The sequence below is a fragment of the Streptomyces hiroshimensis genome (assembly GCF_014650335.1).
GTDB lineage: Bacteria > Actinomycetota > Actinomycetes > Streptomycetales > Streptomycetaceae > Streptomyces > Streptomyces hiroshimensis.
Genome location: NZ_BMUT01000001.1, coordinates 696,196 through 714,897 on the forward strand (window position 1 = coordinate 696,196; position 18,702 = coordinate 714,897).

The following is an 18,702-nucleotide window of genomic DNA, read 5'->3' on the forward strand; positions in this document are numbered from 1 at the left end:
ACCGTAACGCGTCGCCCCCGGGGCGCCTCAGCCCGGTCGGGTCAGCCCGGTCGGGAACCCTGGCCGGGTCACCCCGGTCGGGTCACCCCAGGTCGAGGGCGTTGGGCAGCCCCATCCGGTAGCGGATCGCGTCCTCGGCCTTGAACAGTTCGAGTTCCGGGGCCCGGTACAGCGGGGTGATCGTGCAGCGCTCCGCCCGCGAACCCGTCTCGTCCAGCAGGGCGTTGACCGCGGCGCGTGCCGCGGCGTTCGCGCCCTCCATGGTCGCGAGGTCGATGTCGGTGGCCACGTAGTCCCCGCACAGGAAGAGGTTGGGGATCGCCGTGCGCGCCGCGGGGCGGTTGTACCAGGTGCCGGCGGGGTGGATGAGGAGCTGCTCGTCGTTGACGGGGCGGGGGCCGCCGATCTCCACGGCCGGGTCCAGGAACCAGGAGTGGAGCTTCGCGTCGCTCAGGACCGTCCGCCCGGTGTCGTTGAGCCCGGCCTTCATCTGCGCCCACACCTCGCGCGCGACCTCCTCGCGCGTGCACTGCTTGGCGGTCTTGCCGTAGAGGATGCCGGGCTTGTCCCACTCCGAGACGTCCACCGACAGGCAGTCCGCGGCCGCACCGTCCCCGTAGTCGCGCCGGAAGTCCCGGTCCGGCCAGTACTGCGCCTGCCCGACGGAGGTGATCGACCAGGGGGAGTCGATGTGGTTGACGTGCCCGTGCAGGACGGGCGTGGGCTCCGTCAGATAGAACTGGATGCCCGTCATCCAGTCCGTCTGCAGCTTGTCGCAGCGCGCCAGCTGCGGGTCGGCCGCCCGCACCTGGGCGTTCCAGGTGGTACGGGCGTGCTCGACGGGCATCGCCGAGACGAAGTGGTCGGCCGTCACCGACTGTTTGGCGCCGGAGGCGTCCTGCACGACCGCCTCGGTGATCCGGCCGCGCGCGATCCGCAGGTCCCGCACGGCCCAGCCGATGCGGAACGTGACGCCCAGGGAGCGGAGATGGGCCACCCAAGGGTCGATCCACGCCTCGTTGGTGGGGGCGTTGAGCACCCGGTCGGGCTCGCCGTCCGCGCCCCGCCCCAGGGCGTTGAAGAGGAACGCCTCGATGCACGTGGACACCGTCTTGGTGCTGGCCACCTCGGCCTTGGTGGCCACGATGTTGCGGGTGATGCCGATGGCCAGCAGCCGCTGGTAGTTCGGCGACATCTTCGCGGCGCGGATGAACTCCCACCACGGCACCCGCTCCCAGGCGCCGGTCCGCCGCTCGTCGCAGCTGGTGAGCCAGACGAGCAGCCTGCTCGCGAAGTAGACCGTCTCGTGGACGGGGATGTTGCCGAAGGCGTCGAGGAAGCCGGTCAGCGCGCGGCGCAGGGCGTCCGGGGTGAGCAGCGGCGGCGGCTTGCCGACCGTGCGGAACGGCAGCCGGATGTCCTCGTGGCCGGTGCGGGCCAGCATCACCTCGGTCGAGGCCACGATGTTGTCGTGGCAGCCGCCCGGGTTGCCGGGGAAGGGGATGCGGCGCATGGTGTCCGGCAGGTTCCGGTAGAAGCCGGGGAAGAAGCGGAAGCCGTGCTCGCCGGGCAGGGCCTTGCGGCCGCCCCGCGCGCTGCCGGGCACGTCCATGCTGCGGGCCTTGCCGCCGGGCGCCTTCTTCTCGTACACCGTCACCTGGAAGCCCCGCTCGGCGAGCTCGTGCGCGGCCGTCAGGCCCGCGACGCCGCCGCCGAGGACGGCGACGGTCTGTGCGCCGGACCCGCGGGCGCGGCCCGTCCCGGCGGGTCTGGCGCGGGGGGCCGCTGCCGCGGCCGGTCCGCCGAGCGCCGCCGTGCCCGCCGTCGCGGCGACGGCCGCGGCCCCGCCGATGAATCCCCTGCGCGTGCTGCCCGTACCGTCCATGCCCGGCCCCCTGGCGTCGGTGACGTGTACACGTTCGGCGCAGGAGCATAGGAGCGGCACCTACGACCCGGTAGCACTTGTCCGGCGCGCGGAGCCCCGTACCGCACATTGGCGCGAAAGCACCCCTGCCCCGTGGGACGCTTGAGTCACCGGCACCCGGCGCGGGCACACCCCGGGCAACCATCACGGCATCCACCACGGCACCCACACGGCACCCACCCACGAAGGGGACAGTCATGGCCGTCGAACCGCTCTCGCAGAAGGACGTCGAGGAGCGCCTCCAGGAGCTGCCCGGCTGGACCACGGACGGCGAGCGCATCAGCCGTACCTACCGCTTCGACGGGCACTTCCAGGCCGCCGCCATGGTGATCCACCTCGCCCAGATCCAGGAGGAGCTCGGTCACCACTCGGATGCGACGCTGGGCTACAACACCGTGTCGCTCAGCGTGAACACGCACAGTGCGGGCGGCAAGGTCACCGGCCTGGACGTCGAGCTGGCGCGCCGCATCGAGGCCGTGGCACCGGGCCACGGGGCGCGCTGACGGCCGCTCAGGCGGCGTCTCGGGCGTCTCGGGCGGCCGTTCCGGCGACGGCTCGGGCGGCCGTTCAGGTGAGCCCGCGCGCCTGCCGGAACCGGGTCAGGCCCTCCTCCAGCGAGACGACCGGTTCCGGGTAGTCCAGGCGCGCCCGCTCCCGCGCCGGCAGCCGCCACGGCCGGTGGACGGCCCGGCCCGGCACGCCGGCCAGCTCGGGCACCCAGCGGCGCACGTAGGCGCCGTCGGGATCGAAGCGGTCGGCCTGGGCCAGGGGGTTGAGGACCCGGTGGGGGCGGGTGTCGCTGCCGGTGCCCGCCACCCACTGCCAGTTGAGCTGGTTGTCGGCCACGTCCCCGTCCACGAGCAGGTCCAGGAAGTGCCGGGCGCCGTCCCGCCAGTCCAGGTAGAGCGTCTTCGTCAGGAAGCTCGCGGCGATCAGCCGGGCGCGGTTGTGCATCCAGCCCTCGTGGGCGAGCCGGCGCATCGCCGCGTCGACGAGCGGGTAGCCGGTCAGGCCCGATCGCCAGGCGGCGAGCTCCGCGGGCGCCTCGCGCCAGCGGTCGTGCCGTGGCCGGTAGTCGCGGTGGGCCGCGTCCGGCCGGGCGGCCAGCATCTGATGGTGGAAATCGCGCCAGGCCAGCTGCCGTACGAACGCCGCGGCGCCCGCGCAGCCCGCCGCGGCCCGCTCCCGCGCCGATGCCACGAGCTCCACCGGCGAGAGGCTGCCGAAGTGGAGGTGGGGGGAGAGGCGTGAGGTCGCGTCGCCCGCCAGGTCGTCGTGGCGGTCGGCGTAGCGTGCGAGTCCGCCGCGCTGCCAGGCGGCGAGCCGGCGGCGCCCCTCGCTCTCGCCGCCGCGTGGCAGCGCGGGCGACGCCGTGCCCCGGGCCAGGGCCGCCGCCGCGGGCAGCGGCTCGGAGTCCACCCCGGGCAGCCGGACCGCGCGCGGGGCCGGCAGCACGGGCCGCAGCGGCTCGGCCGACCAGCGGCGGAAGTACGGGGTGAACACCGCGAAGTGGTCCTTGCCGGCGGGCAGGACGGCCCCGGGAGGCACGGCCGTGACCACCGCGTCGTGCACCCGCAGCCGCCGTCCGTCCGCCGCCAGCGCGCTCCGCAGCCGCTCCTCGCGGCGCAGCGCGTACCCGCTCACACCCGCGGCGACGTGCACCTCGCCCGCGCCGGTCGCGGCGGCCACCCGGCAGGTCTCCGCCACGACCTCGCCGCTGCGGACGACGAGCCGCCCGCCGCGGGCCCGCAGCCCCTCGTCGAGCGAGGCGAGGCAGTCGGCCAGGAACGCCGCACGGTTGGGCACGGCGAAGCCTGCGGCGGCGATGCCCGAGTCCACGACGAACAGCGGTACGACGCGCGGCGCGCTCCGCAGGGCCGCGGTGAGCACGGGGTTGTCGTGCAGCCGGAGGTCGGAGGTGAAGAGGACGACGGACACGCCGTCAGGTTCCGACGGTGGCCCGGGGTCGGTTGGTACGCCCATCCCGCGATTGTGCGGCCCCGCCCCGCCGGGGCCCGGGCGGCGGGGCCGTCACGACCAGGGGATGTTGGCCCAGGGGCTCGCGGGGTCGGCGGTGAGGACGCGGTGGGCGAGCAGCACGGGGTCGCCGGAGCCGCCGGCACGCGGGTCGGCGGCGCCGCCCGGCCCCAGGGCCCGGCCCAGCAGGAAGCCGGCGGCGAATGCGGACCACGACCCGTACGTCCTGCGGGCGGCCTCTCCGGCGGACAGCACGACCCGTTCCGCGTCGGCGGGACCGCACAGCCGCGCGGCGAGGCCGAGCCGGGCGACGGCCACGGCGCTCGCGAGGTCGTGGGCGGCGGCCGAGGCGATGCGCTGTCCGGGCTGCAGTACCGCCTCGCCCCGCAGCCGCTCCTCGGCCTCGGCGATACGGGTGACGACGGCGTCCATGGCCCGGACCTCGGCCTCGGGCGCGGCACGGTGCACGAGGACGTGGTGGACGGCCTGACGCCACTCCTCGGTCGCCGGGGGCGCGCCGGCGGAGCCTGCGTGCTCGGCGAGGCCCTCGCGGGCCCGCAGTGCGAACTCCGCGTCGCGCCCGGCCCCGGCCCCCGCCAGCAGCCGCTGCGTCAGGTGCCACCAGCCGGCGGGGTCGGCGACGCCCCACGTGTCCCGCAGGACGGCGCGGTCCTCGTCGTAGTCGCGGTAGACGCCGCCGAGCTCGTTCCAGGGCACGCCGTCGCGCACGGCGAGGGGGGCGCCGCAGGCGAGACCGTGGGCGAGCGGGCCGTGCAGGGGGCCCGTGTACAGGGACAGCAGCCGGCCGGACGCGGGCGGCGGCGCCTCGGCGTAGACCTCCAGCCAGGCCTCGCGGTTGAGCGGGGTGGCGGGGAGGACGGCCGCGGAGGGCTGCCCGGGGTTCACCGCCAGGTGCCACTTGTCGTGCGGCCATTCCAGGGCCAGTTCGTCCAGCGTCGTGCGCTGGAAGACCCGGTCGGGGCGCCAGGGCGGCAGCGCGCCGCGGGTGAGGACGGGCAGACAGCGCTTCCCCGAGGCGGGGTCGCGGTACGGCACGAGCGGCGCGGGCGGCACCAGCCCGTCGGCCTCGGCCCTGTCCGCATCCACGTACAGCTCGGCCACCGCGAGGGCGCCGATCTGGCCGTCCCAGTCCCCGTGCGCCGTCGCGGCCTGCAACTGCGCCTCGATGTCGGTCGGCGGGGTCCAGGGCGTGAAGAACATGTGCGTGACTCTATAGCCGCCGTAGGACCGCATTCCCAGGGGCTTCCGGGCCCCCTTCCGGCCCCCTCCGGGCCTCCTTCCGGCGGGCGCCGACGCCCTGGGGAGTCCGGAGGGTCCTAGGAAGGTCCTAGAGGTCGAACTCCTCCGGGTCCGGGCCCAGGCGGGTGCCGCTGTCGAGGGCCGCGATCGCCGCGAGGTCCTCGGCGTCGAGGGCGAAGCCGAAGACGTCGATGTTCTCGCGGATGCGGGACGGCGTCACGGACTTGGGGATCGCCACGTTGCCCAGCTGCAGGTGCCAACGCAGCACGACCTGCGCCGGGGTGCGGCCGTGCTTCTCCGCGATCCCCGCGATGACGGGGGCGTTCAGCAGGCCCTTGCCCTGGCCGAGCGGCGACCACGCCTCGGTGGTGATGCCGTGGCGCTCGTGGAAGGCGCGCAGCTCGGACTGGGCCAGGAGCGGGTGCAGCTCGATCTGGTTGACGGCCGGGACGACGGAGGTCTCGGCCAGCAGCCGCTCCAGGTGGGCGGGGTGGAAGTTGGAGACGCCGATCGCCCGGGCGCGGCCGCTCGCGGCGATCTCCTCGAACGTGCGGTAGATGGTGAGGTAGTCGTCGCGGAAGGCGCGCGGCCAGTGGATGAGGTAGAGGTCCACGTAGTCGAGGCCGAGCCGCTCCAGCGAGGCGTCGAACTCGCGCAGGACGCCGTCGCGCGTCCAGGTCTCGGCGGCGTGGTTCCACAGCTTCGTCGTCACGAACAGCTCGTCGCGCGCGATGCCCGAGCCGGTGAGGGCCTTGCCCGTGCCGGCTTCGTTCTCGTACACCGCCGCCGTGTCGATGCTGCGGTATCCGGCGGCCAGGGCCGTCTCGACGGCGGCCGCCGCCTCCGCGTCGGGAATCTGCCACACGCCGAAGCCGAGCCGCGGCATCTCGACGCCGTTGTTCAGCGTGACGGTGGCGGGGAAGGCGGAGGAAGAGGAGGAACCAGAGGGACCAGAGGAAGGGGCCTTGCTCACGGGTGCTCGTTCCTTACGTCTCGGAGAAAGCGGTACGTATTACTCCAATTGTCAACGGGTGCAACCGCCACACCATTCCCGGAAGTCACGGCAGTTTTACCCGTTTACCCGCGGGGGCATTCCGTGGTGTTACCCGCGGTACAGCGCATCGACCTCGCGCGCGTACGCCACCTCGATGGCCTTCCGCCGGAGCTTCAGCGACGGGGTCAGCAGGCCGTCCTCCTCGGTGAACCGGGCGCTGAGGATCCGGAACGTCCGGATGGACTCGGCCTGCGAGACGAGCGTGTTCGCGGCCACCACGGCCCGCCGGATCTCGGCCTCCAGATCCGCGTCGCGCAGCAGCCCCACGGGGCCCGCCGGCTCCTTGCCGTGCGTGTGCAGCCAGTGCGCGACCGCCTCCTCGTCCAGCGTCACCAGGGCGGCCACGTACGGGCGGTCGTTGCCCACCACGACACAGTGGGCGACGAGCGGGTGCGCCCGTACGCGCTCCTCCAGCACCACCGGCGACAGGCTCTTGCCGCCCGAGGTCACCAGGATCTCCTTCTTCCGCCCGGTGATCGTCAGATAGCCGTCCCCGTCCAGCCGTCCCAGGTCGCCGGTCGCGAACCAGCCCTGCTGCAGCACCGCGCCCGTCGCCTTCGCATCGCCCAGGTAGCCGGCGAAGACCTGGCCGCCGCGCAGCCAGACCTCGCCGTCCCCGGCGATGCGCACGGTCGTGCCGGGGACCGGCTGCCCGACCGTGCCGCAGCGGGGCCGCTCGGGCGGGTTGGCGGTCGCGGCGCCGGTGGTCTCCGTCAGCCCGTACCCCTCCAGGACCGTCACGCCCGCGCCCGCGAAGAACAGCCCCAGCCGCCGGTCCATCGCCGAGCCGCCCGACATCGCGTGCCGCACCCGGCCGCCCAGCGCCTCCCGCACCTTGGCGTAGACGAGCCGGTCGAAGACCTGGTGCTGGATCCGCAGCGCGGCCCCGGGCCCCGCGCCCGTGCCGAACGCCCGGTGCTCCAGCGCCTCCGCGTACCGCACCGCGACGTCGACGGCCCGCTCGAACGGTGCGGCCCGGCCCTCGGTCTCCGCCGCGCGCCGGGCCAGCGCGAAGATCTTCTCCAGGACGTAGGGGACGGCGAGGACGAACGTCGGCCGGAACGCCCGCAGGTCCGGCAGGAGCGCGGCGGCGGCCAGCTGCGGCTGGTGGCCGAGCTTGACCCTCCCGCGCACCGCCGCGACCTGCACCATCCGCCCGAACACATGGGCCAGCGGCAGGAACAGCAGCGTCGCCGCCTCGTCGCCCGGGCGGGAGCGGAAGACCTGCTCGTAGCGTCTGACGACGTTGTCGGCCTCGGCCATGAAGTTGGCGTGGGTCAGCACGCAGCCCTTGGGGCGGCCCGTGGTGCCGGAGGTGTAGACGACGGTGGCCGGCGTCGCCGGGGTGAGCGCCATCCGGTGCCGCTGCACCACCTCGTCGCCGATCCGGGCCCCGGCGGCGCTCAGCGCCTCGACGGCCCCCGCGTCCAGCTGCCACAGCCGGTTCAGCCCCGGCAGCCGGTCGACGACGGAGCCGACCGTCATCGCGTGGTCCCCGTGCTCGACGACGCAGGCCGTCACGCCCGCGTCGCGCAGGATCCAGCCGACCTGCTCGGGGGAGGCCGTGGGGTACAGCGGTACGGGCTGGGCGCCGATCGACCACAGCGCGAAGTCGAAGAGCGTCCACTCGTAGCGCGTACGGGACATGACGGCGACCCGGTCGCCGAACCGCACCCCTTCGGCGAGCAGGCCTTTGGCCAAGGCCAGTACCTCGTCCCGGAACGCGGCGGCCGTCACGTCCCGCCAGCAGCCGTCCGGCCCCTTGCGGCCGAAGGCCGCCTGCCCGGGGTCCTCCGCGGCCCGGTCGAAGACGACATCCGCCAGACCTCCGGCGGGGGGCGCCGTCACCAGCGGCGGAACGGTGATCTCGCGCAACGGGCAGCTCCTTGTCATGCTCCGCACAGCGCGATGCCTCTACCCGGCCCTCGGGGTCCTCAACCTCCTCGAAAGGGTGGCCTGTTGCAGCGGCTACCCGAGCGCGCCCGGATTCCGGACCCGCCCGAACTCCGGACGCCCGCAAAGCGCGGAGGGGCACGGGCGGTCGGGCATGCGGGGGCGCTCCGTACGGCCCCGCCGGCCACCTCCACGGCGGCAGCCGGAGCGCCGCTCCGGCTATCCCCTTCCGCCGCGACGGCGAGCAACCCCCTGCGACGTATCCGGCGGTGCCGAACGGCCTATCCGGCGGCGCCGAGACCACCTGCCGCGCGCCCTCGCGGCGGCGGCGCGGAGGGGCCTCGCGTCGCCGAGGCGCCTCGCGGGCGGCGTGCGGAGGCCCGTACGGCACCGCTGGTCGCCTCCGCGGGAGTAGCGGGAGTGCCGCTCCGGCCAAGTCCCTTCCGCCGCGACGGCGAGCAACCCCCTGCGACGTATCCGGCGGTGCCGAACGACCTATCCGGCGGTGCGGAGGCCACCCGCCGCGCGCCTTCGCGGCCGCCGTGCGCGACGGTCTCGCGTCGCCGAGGCGCCTTGTGGCGGCGTGCGGAGGCCCGTACGGCACCGCTGGTCGCCTCCGCGGGAGTAGCGGGAGTGCCGCTCCGGCCAAGTCCCTTCCGCCGCGACGGCGAGCAACCCCCTGCGACGTATCCGGCGGTGCCGAACGACCTGTCCGGCGGTGCGGAGGCCACCCTCCGCGCGCCCCCGCGGACCGCCGCCCGGAGCGGCCCCGCCCCTCCCGACCCCCGCGCGGAGCGCTACCGCAGGCGGTCGCCCGCCGCAAGGACGGCCTGGGCCAGTGCCTCCGCAGGCCCCGCCGCGCTGTCCGGCGCGGCGCCGTGCAGCAGCACCACGTCGACCCCTCCCAGCTCGGGCAGGCCCGGGCCGGAAGGGAGGTGAACCAGGCCCGGAGGGATCATGCCCAGGGTGTGCGCCATGACGCCGAGGCCCGCGCGGGCGGCGGCCACCAGGCCGCTGAGGCTGCCGCTCGTGCAGACCACCCGCCAGGACCGTCCGCTGCGCTCCAGCACCTCCAGGGCGCGCGCCCGGGTGAGCGCGGGCGACGGGAAGGAGATCAGGGGCAGCGGCCGGTGGGGGTCCGGGCGCACCCGCTCGCTCCCGATCCACACGAGCCGGTCCCGCCACACGAGCCGGCCGTGCGGCTCGCCGGGGCGGCGCTTGGCGAGCACCAGGTCCAGCCGCCCTGCCGCCAGCCGCCGGTGCAGCGTCTCCGACAGGTCGACGGTCAGCTCCAGGTCCACTTCCGGGTGCTCGCGCCGGAACCCCTCCAGGACCTCGGGGAGCCGGGTCAGCACGAAGTCCTCCGACGCCCCGAACCGCAGCCGCCCGCGCAGCCGCGTGCCCGCGAACCAGTGCGCGGCGCGCTCGTTCGCCTCCAGGATCGTCCGGGCGAAGCCCAGCATCGCCTCGCCGTCCTCGGTGAGCCGCACGCTGTGCGTGTCGCGGGTGAACAGCTGCCGCCCGGCCGCCGCCTCCAGCCTGCGGACCTGCTGGCTCACGGTGGACTGCCGGACGCCCAGGCGCCCGGCGGCCTGGGTGAAGCTGAGCGTCTGCGCGACGGCCAGGAACGTACGGAGCTGCGCGGGATCGAACATGGCACCAGCGTAGGCCGCCTATCGCGATCCGTGATGACAGTCAGAGCGGCAAACGGGGTTCCGGATAGCCGTGCCGGGCGGCAGGCTGGGCCCATGCCCCCCGTGCCCCTGCCGCGCCTTCGCGTACGCGTACGTGTTCCCGTCGACCCCTACATAGCGGCCCTCCTGGCCACCGTGGCCCTCGCCGCCCTCCTGCCCGCCCGGGGCCAGGCGGCGACCGTCGCGGGCGGCGCTTCCACCGGCGCCGTGGCGCTCCTGTTCTTCCTCTACGGCGCCCGGCTCTCCACCCGCGAGGCGATGGACGGCCTGCGCCACTGGCGGCTGCACCTGACCGTCCTCGCCTGCACGTTCGTGCTCTTCCCTCTCCTCGGCCTCGCCGCCCGAGGCCTGGTCCCCCTGGTCCTGACCCCGCAGCTGTACTCCGGGCTGCTGTTCCTGTGCCTGGTGCCCTCGACCATCCAGTCCTCGATCGCCTTCACGTCCATCGCGCGCGGCAACGTGGCGGCGGCGGTGTGCGCCGGATCGTTCTCCAGCATCGTGGGCATCGCCCTCACCCCGCTGCTCGCCGCCCTCCTCCTGGGCAACAGCGGCGGCGGCTTCTCCTCCCGCTCGCTGCTGTCGATCGTGCTGCAGCTCCTCGTGCCCTTCCTTGCGGGCCAGCTCCTGCGCCGCCGCGTGGGCGGCTTCCTCACCCGGCACAAGAAGGTGCTCGGCTACGTGGACCGCGGCTCGATCCTCCTGGTCGTCTACACGGCCTTCAGCGCGGGCATGGTCCGCGGCATCTGGCACCAGGTCACCCCGCTGCGGCTGCTGGCCCTCGTGGGCGTGGAGGCCGTCCTCCTGGGGCTGATGCTCACGGTCACCACCTACGGATCGCGCCGGCTCGGCTTCAGCCGCGAGGACCGGCTGGCCATCGTCTTCTGCGGCTCGAAGAAGAGCCTGGCGGCGGGCCTTCCGATGGCGGGCGTGCTGTTCGGGGCCCAGGCGAGCCTGGCCGTACTGCCCCTGATGCTGTTCCACCAGATGCAGCTGATGGTGGGGGCGGTCCTCGCGAAGAGGTACGGGCGCCGGGCGGCACCGGAGCCTGCCGCCGCAGTGCCCGCACCCGTCCGCACCTGACGCCCTGGCCGCGACCGGCGGGCCCTGGGCCGTAACCGGCGCTCCCCGGCGCTCAACCGGTGCCCCCGGGGGCTCAACCGGCGCGGTCCAGCGGCAGCCACAGCACGAGGTCACGGAGGTCACGGAGGTCACGAGGGGAGCCCGGCCGGCCGGCCCCGCGCAGCCGCGCCACCTCACCGTCCGTCAGCGCCCGCCCGTACACCCGTACGTCGTCCAGCTCCCCGGCCAGGTACTCCCGGCCGTCCGGGCGCTGCCCCAGGTGCACCCCGAACGTCGAGTTGCGGCTCACCGCCCCCGCCACGCCGGCCGCCGACACCGCTGCGCCGTCCACGGTGAGGACGATCCGCCCCCGGCCGCGCCGCAGCACCGCCTGGTGCCACAGCCCGTCCCCGTACGTGGCCGAGGACCGCACGACCACCGTGCGGGCGGGCCCCGCCCCGGCGACCGCCGTCACCTGCCCGGTGACCCGCCCGCCGGGCGCGAGCCGGAGCGTCGCCTGGGGCGCCCCGCCCATCCCGCCCATCCACAGCAACGGCTGCTCGCCCCGCGCGGCCGCGGGCCGGGAGCGGAACCACAGCACCGCCGTGAAGTCCCGTTCCCCCAGCGGCAGGGAGGGCCGGTAGGGAAGCCGCACGGCGTCGTCCACGCCGTCGAAGGCGAGGGCGCCGCCGGAACGGCCGCCGAAGCCGCCGGCGAAGCGGTCGGCGACCCGGCGCGGGCCTCCCAGGACGAGCGCGCCCGGCGCTCCCGGAGCCCGGTCCGGCGTCACGGGCGAGGGCGCGGGGCGGGGGCCCAGCCACTCCTCCGTGAAGCGGGCGAAGCGGATCTCGTCGCGCGCGTCGCGCTTGCCCGCCTCATAGAGCAGGCCGGTCGTGGCGCCGCTGCCGCCGTGGTCGTCGTCCGCAGAGCCCCCGGCTCCGGACCCCTCGACGACCGCCATGTCGGAGTAGCCCGCCCAGTCGGCCGTGACGAGCCGACCGTGCTCCACGCCCTCCCAGGTGCGCCCCTCGTCGTAGGAGGAGCGGATCGCCATCGAGCGCCGCCGGTCGGGGTCGGCGGGCGAGGCGAAGAGCCAGCGCCCGGGGCGCGGCACGGCCACCGAGCCCTGCACCATGGGCGTGTAGAGGTCCGGAACCGCCCGGAAGGGCCCGGCGAACCGCGTGCCCCCGTCGGTGCTGACGGCGAAGTCGCGGTTGCCGAGCTCGGTGCCGTCCTGCTCGCGCCCGCCCGCGTACACCGAGCCGTCGGCCCGCTCGGCGAGCGTCAGCTCGGACGGCTTCTGCGCGTACGTGCCCTCCGGAGTGATCTCGTGGGTGTCCACCGCCCCCAGCCGCCAGTGCGCGCCCCCGTCGTCGCTCAGCGCGAGCGCCGCGTGGTTGGCGCGGACGCGGGTGCCGTCGTGGCTCTCGGCGTTGAGCCCGACGACCAGACGGCCGCGGTGCGGCCCGTGGGCGAGCCGGAGCCCGTGGCCGGGGCCGGTGGCGTACCAGGAGTTCCAGCCGGGCGGCCGCAGATCCCGGCTGACGTCCTCCGGCGCGGACCAGTGCGCGCCGTCGTCGTCGCTGAACTGCAGGTGCGGGGTGCGGTCGCAGGGCACGTCGCAGTTCCCGCCGCCGGGACGGCCCTTGTTGTACGTGGTGAGGAGCGCGATCCGGCCGCTGCGCCCGTCGACGACGGGGGCGGGGTTGCCGTGCGTGTCGCCGAGGCCCGCGTCCACCACCTGCAGCGGGCTCCATGTGCGGCCGGCGTCGGCCGAGCGCTTGACCACGACGTCGATGTCGGTGGCGTCGCTGCAGTCGCCTTTCCTGCCCTCGGCGAAGGCGAGGACGGTGCCGTGGGCGGTCGTCACCAGCGCCGGGATCCGGAAGCAGGCGTAGGCGCCGTCGTCGGCCTCCTGCCCGGCCTTGAACAGGACCTGCTCCTCGAACCCGGCGGACGGGGTGCCTGTGAACGCGGCGGACGGGGTGCCCGTGGCGCGGGCCTGCTGCGCCGCCACGACGGGCGGCAGGAGGAGGAGCGAGCCCGCCAGCGCGGCGGCGGCGATCGTGTTCCTGATGGGACGTCGGGAACGTCGGGAACACCGGGAACATCGGGAATGTCGGGGGCGTCGGGGAACGGCGGGACCAGAGCGGACGTGCGGCGGCGCCATGAGGCCGAACGTAGGTGCCGTACGACTGTCACACAAGGCGGACTCGGCCGAAGAGCCCATACGGGTTCACGCAGGGCGCAGCACCACCTTGCCCAGGTTGACGCGCGACTCGATGATCTCGTGCGCCTGCGCGGCGGCCTCCAGGGGCAGCTCGGCGTGCACGCGCGGACGCAGCCGCCCGGCGGCGAACAGCTCCCACAGCTCCTGCCGCCACTGTTCCATCAGCTCCGGCTGGTGGCGGGCGATCAGCGCCATCTGGAAACCGATCGCGGACTTCGCGCCGACGAGCAGGTCGTACGCCTCGATCGTGCCGCCGCCCGAGCTGTACGCGACGAGCCGGCCGCCGGGCGCCAGGGCGGCGACGGCGGGGGAGAGGAGGTCGCCGCCGACGGCGTCCAGGACGATGTCGACCGGCCCGCCCCAGCGGCCGGCCTCCTCACCTGCGAGGTTGTCGTACGTCACGACGTGGTCCGCACCCAGCTCCCGCAGGAAGCCGGCCTTGGCCTCCGCCGCCGCGGAGCTGACCGCGGCCACGACCCGCCCGGCGCCGAGCGCCCTGGCGAGCTGTACGGCGAGGTGGCCGGCACCGCTCGCGGCGGCCGTCACCAGCACCGACTCGCCTGCGGCCGGCCGGGCCGCCGCGTAGGCGCCGCGGGCCACCAGGCCGCAGCGGACCAGCGCCACGGCGTCCGTGGCGCTCACGCCGTCGGGTACGGGCGAGGCCATCGCGGTGTTCAGCAGGGAGTGGTCGGCGTAACCGTCGGCGAAGCACAGGCCGGTGACGCGGTCGCCGACCGCGAAGCCGGTGACACCGGGGCCGGTCGCCACGACCTCCCCGGCGACCTCGCCGCCCAGGCTCGCGGGCAGCGGAAGGCCGCCGCCGCGCACCTTCCGCACGACCGGCAGGGTGACGCCGACGGCCTCGGTGCGCAGCAGCAGTTCGCCGGGGCCGGGGCGGGGGACGTCGGTCTCCTCCAGCCGCAGGACCTCGGGGCCGCCGTTCTGGTGATAGCGGACACGGCGCATGGGGCGCACCTCCGGGGTGTCATTGGGACTCCCAACGGGTTTCGTTGGGAGTCCCAACGATAAGCCCATCTTCATTGGGGTGTCCAACGTTTTTTATTGGGAACCCCAACGGATGTGTCGGTAGGGTCGCACCATGACAGAGCCTCAAGGACCCGAAGAGCCCGCGCTCGACCACATCCGCGCCCTCCCCAGCTGGCTCCTGAACCGTGCCTCCGCGCGCGGCCGCCGCCTGCTCGGCGAGGCACTCGCCCGCGAGGACCTGCGCATGCCGCACCACGCCGTCCTCGCAGCCGTCGCCGACTCCGGCCCCGTCGCCCAGGCGGCTCTGGGGCGGATGACCGGCTTCGACCCCAAGGACATGGTCGGCATCCTCAACCACCTCCAGCGGTCCGGGCTCGTCACCCGTACCCCCGACCCCGGCGACCGCCGCAAGAACGCCATCGCCCTCACCGCCGAGGGCCGCAGTTGCCTGCAGCGGCTCGCGCGCCTGGGCGACGAGGCCAACGAGGCGCTGCTGGCCGCGCTGACGCCCGCGGAGCGGGAACAGTTCGTCGCGCTGCTCGCGCGCGTGGCGGAGGAGCGGGAGGAAGGCCCGGTGGTCTGACCGCCGCTGGTCCGACCGCTGCTGGCCTGGCCGCCGCCGGTCCGGCCACCGCTGATCTGACCACCGACGGCCTGACGCGACGTCAGTCGTTCGCCGCCCGCTCCCGGAGGACGATCCGCTGCTCTCCCGCGTACACGTTCATCGACGCCCCGCGCAGGAAGCCCACCAGCGTCAGCCCCGTCTCCGCCGCGAGGTCCACGGCCAGCGACGAGGGCGCCGAGACCGCCGCGAGCACCGGGATCCCGGCCATCACCGCCTTCTGCGCCAGCTCGAACGAGGCCCGCCCGGAGACCATCAGCACCGTCCCGGACAGCGGCAGGAGGCCCTGCTGGAGCGCACGGCCGACGATCTTGTCGACGGCGTTGTGCCGGCCCACGTCCTCGCGCGCGTCCAGCAGCTCGCCGTCCGCGGAGAACAGCGCTGCGGCGTGCAGCCCGCCCGTGCGGTCGAAGACCCGCTGGGCCTCCCGCAGCCGGTCGGGGAGCGAGGCCAGCAGCGCCGGTTCGAGCCGCATCGGCCCCGCCGGCCCGTCGGACAGGGGGTGCCGCGCCGTGGTCCGTACGGCATCCAGGCTCGCCTTCCCGCACAGCCCGCACGAGGACGTCGTATAGACGTTGCGCTCCAGGGTGACGTCGGGGACGGGCACGCCGGGCGCGAGGCGCACGTCGACGACGTTGTACGTGTTCCTTCCGTCCTCCGTGGCCCCCGCGCAGTAGACGATGTTGGCCAGCTCGTCCGCGCTGCCCAGCACGCCCTCGCTCACCAGGAATCCGGCCGCGAGCGCGAAGTCGTCGCCCGGTGTGCGCATGGTGACGGCGAGCGGCTTGCCGTTCAGCCGGATCTCCATGGGCTCCTCGGCCACGAGCGTGTCGGGGCGGGCGCTGACCGCCCCGTCCCGGATGCGGATGACGCGGCGGCGTTCGGTGACCCGTCCCATGAGCGATCAGTCCCGGCGGTGGTGGGGTTGCTGGACGCTCCATTGTGCCCGGGCGTGGGTTGGGCTCCATCGGCGGCCGGGGCGCCTCCCGGCCCCGCGGCCGTGGCCACCGGTCCGTACGACTACCGTCCGGTACGGCCACCGACCGCCGGCTCCCGGGGAACCTCCCGGACTACCACTCGATGCCCTCGACGGCCGGTCGCCGCTGCCGCCGCAGTGAGGCCGAGACGTCGTTAACCGATCCCCTGCCGGTCGGGCAGCAGCGCGAACTCGCGGTCCGCCGCGTCCGGCGCCGCGCGCGCCACGGCGTGCTCCAGCAGCGCGCGGTGCCGCTCCAGCGGCGGGCGCCGGTCCTCGGGGACCAGCCACCACAGGTCCCCCAGGGCCGCCATCAGCCGCCGGGTCACCTGCGGGCTGCCGGTGGCGCAGCCGCGGATCTCCGCGAACCCCAGGTCGACCAGGTCCGCCCAGCCGGGCACGTCCTGCACCAGGCGCACCGCGCCCCTGCGGTCGCAGTGGTGCAGCGCCCCCAGCGGCCGGCGGGCCAGGGCCGCGAGAAACTGGGTGATCCGGTCCAGGCACTGCACGGCCGTCGTCGGATCGTTCACGGCGGGGGACAGGGCCCGCTGCGCGATGTCCGACAGCTGCCGCAGCCCGAAGCCCGGATCCTGGTGGAACGTCCGCTCCACGCCCACAGACACGGTGTACCGCAGGGCCCGCGGCGGCGGCGCGGCCCCGCCGTGCACCGCCAGCACCGGCGTCCCGGGCACCACGAAGTCCCCGATCCGCGGGATCAGCCGCAGGACGACGCCGTGCCGCCGCGCCACCCGCACCAGCCGGGCGATGTGCACGTCCCGCAGCACGCCGGCCCGGCCCGTGTGCACGACTTCCGCGCCCGGCTCCGCGAGCACGGGCCGCACGTCGTCCGCGACCCCGTACCTGCCCAGCACCCGGAACGACTCCCGCGTGATCCGGTCGATCACATGGCTCACCCGCATCAGCCGCAGCGTGGAGTTCACGTAGGCGACGAACAGCCCCAGGCTCACCAGCACCAGCAGGACGCACACGATGCTGGAGAAGACCGGGACGGTGGAGACGGTGCGCGGGTTCTCGTCGCCCTCGTACGAGGCCTGCACCAGCAGGGCGAACAGGAACGTCGCCAGGAAGACGGCGAACGTGCACTTGGTGATCCGGCTGCGGACGTACAGCCGCACCACCCGCGGGGAGAACTGCCCGCTGGCCATCTGCAGCGCGACCAGGGAGATCGAGAAGACCACGCCGATGAAGGTCAGCATCGCCGAGCCGACGGTGGTGATGATCGTCTTGGTGTCGTCGGCGATCCCGATCAGGGACTCGACGGTCGCGTACTCCCCGTCCTCCTGCAGCGCCCCGACGACGAGCCGGTCCACCTCCAGCACCCCGGCGGCCAGCGCCGCGGCACCGGCGAGCCCCACGGTGGGCGCGAACCAGAAGGTGTCCCGCAGGTGCTCCCGCAGCGGGGACAGCGGCCGCGGCCGCCGCCGCGCGCCCCCACCCGTCGCCCAGGTTTGCCCCGTATTGCCCATAAGGGGAGCTTATGTCCCGTGCGGATACCCAGGTGAAAGGCACTCCGAAACCTTGGTATTGTTATCCATGTCGCCGCGGGGAACACCCCGCTGGAGATGACACCTGGTCCGGGTGGCGGAATGGCAGACGCGCTAGCTTGAGGTGCTAGTGCCCTTTATCGGGCGTGGGGGTTCAAGTCCCCCCTCGGACACCAGTAGGAACCCCAGTTGACCTGGGGTTTTTCTGTTTTTCCGGGCTGGTTCGGGCGCCGGTCGGCCCGGCGCGGCGTACGGCCTCTCGTCGTACGGTTTCTCATCCTGCTCCACTTCACCGACACCGCGCAGGCGGCAGGCCGTTCCCTTCGGGCGGGTGTTTGTGCAGGACAGAGGCCTAAAGGCACTCCGAAACCTTGGTATTGTTGTCCCTGTCGCCGCGGGGAACGCCCCGCTGGAGATGACACCTGGTCCGGGTGGCGGAATGGCAGACGCGCTAGCTTGAGGTGCTAGTGCCCTTTATCGGGCGTGGGGGTTCAAGTCCCCCCTCGGACACCAGTAGGAACCCCAGTTGACCTGGGGTTTTTCTGTTTTCCCGGGCTGAGGCGGACCTCGGTGCAAGTATCGCGTGACCAGTAGGGCCCGCCCGGCGCACTGTCTCCCCGGCCCGGCGTACATACCGGCGTACATATGCGCTTCAGCCACTCGCATTCCACAATGCAACGAGGGGGATCGTCGTCCGGAGGAGACCCTCATGGCCGCTGACCGTGTGCTGGAGGGCAGGACCGCCCTCGTGACCGGTGGTTCCGCGAACCTCGGCAAGGCGTTCGCCACCGCCCTCGCGGAGGACGGCGCCAACGTGATGGTGCACTACAACAGCGACTCCAAACGCGACCAGGCCGAGCAGGTCGCCCAGGAGCTGGCCGGCAAGGGTGTGAAGACGGCGACGCACCAGGGGGACCTGACCCGGGTCCGGGAGGTCACCGGGCTCGTCGACGAGACGATCGCGCATTTCGGGCAGTGGGACATCCTGGTCAACACGGCCGGGATGATCGTCCGCAAGCCCATCGAGGAGTTCACCGAGGGCGAGTGGGACCGGATGTTCGCCATCAACGCGAAGATCCCGTTCTTCCTCATGCGCGAGGCCGCGACGAAGATGGCCGACCACGGCCGCGTCCTCAACCTCATCACGACCATCGTCGCCGTCACCGCCCCCACCTACGGCGGCTACGCCGGTAGCAAGAGCCCGGTGGAGCACTACACCAAGGCGTTCGCCAAGGAGGTCGGAGGCCGGGGGATCACGGTCAACTGTGTGGCTCCCGGGCCCCTCAAGACCAGCTTCTTCTACCCCGCGGAAACCGACGAGAACATCGCCTGGCTCAAGAGCATGAGCATCAACGGCGACATCGGCGACCCGGTGGACGTCGTCCCCGTCGTCCGCTTCCTGGCCTCGCCGGCGGCGAAGTGGGTGACGGCCCAGACGGTGTACGTCAACGGTGGCCTGGTCGGCCCCGCCAGCTGACCGTCAGCCGGGCTGGTCGCAGGCCGCGCGGGGGCCGGGTGCGG

14 protein-coding genes and 2 tRNA genes are annotated in these 18,702 nt (G+C 74.1%); 6 read left to right on the forward strand and 10 right to left on the reverse strand.

Annotated features, from left to right (window positions below):
• Window positions 1–82: 82 nt before the first annotated feature.
• Window positions 83–1,885 (reverse strand): hydroxysqualene dehydroxylase, encoded by a 1,803-nt coding sequence (locus IE241_RS02850; protein ID WP_190019943.1) that lies wholly within the window; start codon window positions 1,883–1,885, stop codon window positions 83–85.
• 236 nt (window positions 1,886–2,121) lie between these two features.
• Here IE241_RS02850 and IE241_RS02855 point away from each other — a divergent pair, with 236 nt between their 5' ends.
• Window positions 2,122–2,427, forward strand: coding sequence for a 4a-hydroxytetrahydrobiopterin dehydratase (locus tag IE241_RS02855; RefSeq protein WP_190019944.1), 306 nt, complete (start codon window positions 2,122–2,124; stop codon window positions 2,425–2,427).
• A 64-nt stretch (window positions 2,428–2,491) separates the two neighbouring features.
• Here the strand turns inward: IE241_RS02855 and IE241_RS02860 are convergent, their stop codons facing one another.
• From IE241_RS02860 to IE241_RS02880, 5 genes are all read right to left on the reverse strand, one after another.
• Window positions 2,492–3,907, reverse strand: a complete 1,416-nt coding sequence (locus IE241_RS02860) for a cryptochrome/photolyase family protein (protein ID WP_190019945.1) — start codon at window positions 3,905–3,907, stop codon at window positions 2,492–2,494.
• Between the two features lie 48 nt (window positions 3,908–3,955).
• Window positions 3,956–5,122 (reverse strand): DUF1266 domain-containing protein, encoded by a 1,167-nt coding sequence (locus IE241_RS02865; protein ID WP_190019946.1) that lies wholly within the window; start codon window positions 5,120–5,122, stop codon window positions 3,956–3,958.
• 127 nt (window positions 5,123–5,249) lie between these two features.
• Window positions 5,250–6,047 (reverse strand): aldo/keto reductase, encoded by a 798-nt coding sequence (locus IE241_RS02870; RefSeq protein ID WP_190020421.1) that lies wholly within the window; start codon window positions 6,045–6,047, stop codon window positions 5,250–5,252.
• A 216-nt stretch (window positions 6,048–6,263) separates the two neighbouring features.
• A complete protein-coding gene (locus IE241_RS02875; protein WP_190019947.1) occupies window positions 6,264–8,090 on the reverse strand; it encodes an AMP-dependent synthetase/ligase in 1,827 nt (608 codons plus the stop codon).
• Window positions 8,091–8,905: 815 nt separating this feature from the next.
• Complete coding sequence (locus IE241_RS02880; protein WP_190019948.1) at window positions 8,906–9,763, reverse strand: LysR substrate-binding domain-containing protein; 858 nt, start codon at window positions 9,761–9,763, stop codon at window positions 8,906–8,908.
• 93 nt (window positions 9,764–9,856) lie between these two features.
• Here IE241_RS02880 and IE241_RS02885 point away from each other — a divergent pair, with 93 nt between their 5' ends.
• Window positions 9,857–10,882 carry a bile acid:sodium symporter family protein gene (locus tag IE241_RS02885; protein ID WP_190019949.1) on the forward strand — a complete coding sequence of 342 codons (1,026 nt, stop codon included), beginning with the start codon at window positions 9,857–9,859 and terminating at the stop codon, window positions 10,880–10,882.
• 73 nt (window positions 10,883–10,955) lie between these two features.
• Here IE241_RS02885 and IE241_RS02890 read toward each other — a convergent pair whose 3' ends face one another.
• On the reverse strand, window positions 10,956–12,878 hold the full coding sequence (locus IE241_RS02890) for an exo-alpha-sialidase (RefSeq protein ID WP_308433614.1): 1,923 nt from the start codon (window positions 12,876–12,878) through the stop codon (window positions 10,956–10,958).
• A gap of 219 nt (window positions 12,879–13,097) precedes the next feature.
• Window positions 13,098–14,057, reverse strand: a complete 960-nt coding sequence (locus tag IE241_RS02895; protein ID WP_190019951.1) for a quinone oxidoreductase family protein — start codon at window positions 14,055–14,057, stop codon at window positions 13,098–13,100.
• 133 nt (window positions 14,058–14,190) lie between these two features.
• On the opposite strand from IE241_RS02895, the gene IE241_RS02900 reads away from it, so the two are divergent.
• Window positions 14,191–14,661, forward strand: coding sequence for a MarR family winged helix-turn-helix transcriptional regulator (locus tag IE241_RS02900; protein ID WP_190019952.1), 471 nt, complete (start codon window positions 14,191–14,193; stop codon window positions 14,659–14,661).
• Between the two features lie 82 nt (window positions 14,662–14,743).
• Here the strand turns inward: IE241_RS02900 and fdhD are convergent, their stop codons facing one another.
• Both fdhD and IE241_RS02910 read right to left on the reverse strand, forming a co-directional pair.
• Window positions 14,744–15,598: a formate dehydrogenase accessory sulfurtransferase FdhD gene (gene fdhD / locus IE241_RS02905; RefSeq protein WP_190019953.1), complete on the reverse strand. Its 855-nt coding sequence runs from the start codon at window positions 15,596–15,598 to the stop codon at window positions 14,744–14,746.
• Window positions 15,599–15,831: 233 nt separating this feature from the next.
• Window positions 15,832–17,163, reverse strand: coding sequence for a DUF2254 domain-containing protein (locus IE241_RS02910; protein WP_190019954.1), 1,332 nt, complete (start codon window positions 17,161–17,163; stop codon window positions 15,832–15,834).
• A gap of 106 nt (window positions 17,164–17,269) precedes the next feature.
• Between IE241_RS02910 and IE241_RS02915 the strand changes: the two genes are divergently transcribed.
• The 3 genes from IE241_RS02915 (at window position 17,270) to IE241_RS02925 (ending at window position 18,658) form a co-directional block, all read left to right on the forward strand.
• A tRNA-Leu gene (locus tag IE241_RS02915) sits at window positions 17,270–17,357 on the forward strand.
• A gap of 249 nt (window positions 17,358–17,606) precedes the next feature.
• Window positions 17,607–17,694, forward strand: a tRNA-Leu gene (locus IE241_RS02920).
• Between the two features lie 196 nt (window positions 17,695–17,890).
• The gene (locus tag IE241_RS02925) at window positions 17,891–18,658 is read left to right on the forward strand and encodes an SDR family oxidoreductase (protein WP_190019955.1); all 768 of its coding nucleotides are present in this window, start codon (window positions 17,891–17,893) and stop codon (window positions 18,656–18,658) included.
• The last annotated feature ends 44 nt before the right edge of the window (window positions 18,659–18,702 follow it).

Coding starts and splice junctions, on each gene's coding strand:
- IE241_RS02850 (WP_190019943.1), bottom strand. CDS start 1,885: ATGGACGGTACGGGCAGCACGCGCAGGGGATTCATCGGCGGGGCCGCG.
- IE241_RS02855 (WP_190019944.1), top strand. CDS start 2,122: ATGGCCGTCGAACCGCTCTCGCAGAAGGACGTCGAGGAGCGCCTCCAG.
- fdhD (WP_190019953.1), bottom strand. CDS start 15,598: ATGGGACGGGTCACCGAACGCCGCCGCGTCATCCGCATCCGGGACGGG.
- IE241_RS02885 (WP_190019949.1), top strand. CDS start 9,857: ATGCCCCCCGTGCCCCTGCCGCGCCTTCGCGTACGCGTACGTGTTCCC.
- IE241_RS02880 (WP_190019948.1), bottom strand. CDS start 9,763: ATGTTCGATCCCGCGCAGCTCCGTACGTTCCTGGCCGTCGCGCAGACG.
- IE241_RS02910 (WP_190019954.1), bottom strand. CDS start 17,163: ATGGGCAATACGGGGCAAACCTGGGCGACGGGTGGGGGCGCGCGGCGG.
- IE241_RS02925 (WP_190019955.1), top strand. CDS start 17,891: ATGGCCGCTGACCGTGTGCTGGAGGGCAGGACCGCCCTCGTGACCGGT.
- IE241_RS02865 (WP_190019946.1), bottom strand. CDS start 5,122: ATGTTCTTCACGCCCTGGACCCCGCCGACCGACATCGAGGCGCAGTTG.
- IE241_RS02870 (WP_190020421.1), bottom strand. CDS start 6,047: ATGCCGCGGCTCGGCTTCGGCGTGTGGCAGATTCCCGACGCGGAGGCG.
- IE241_RS02895 (WP_190019951.1), bottom strand. CDS start 14,057: ATGCGCCGTGTCCGCTATCACCAGAACGGCGGCCCCGAGGTCCTGCGG.
- IE241_RS02860 (WP_190019945.1), bottom strand. CDS start 3,907: ATGGGCGTACCAACCGACCCCGGGCCACCGTCGGAACCTGACGGCGTG.
- IE241_RS02900 (WP_190019952.1), top strand. CDS start 14,191: ATGACAGAGCCTCAAGGACCCGAAGAGCCCGCGCTCGACCACATCCGC.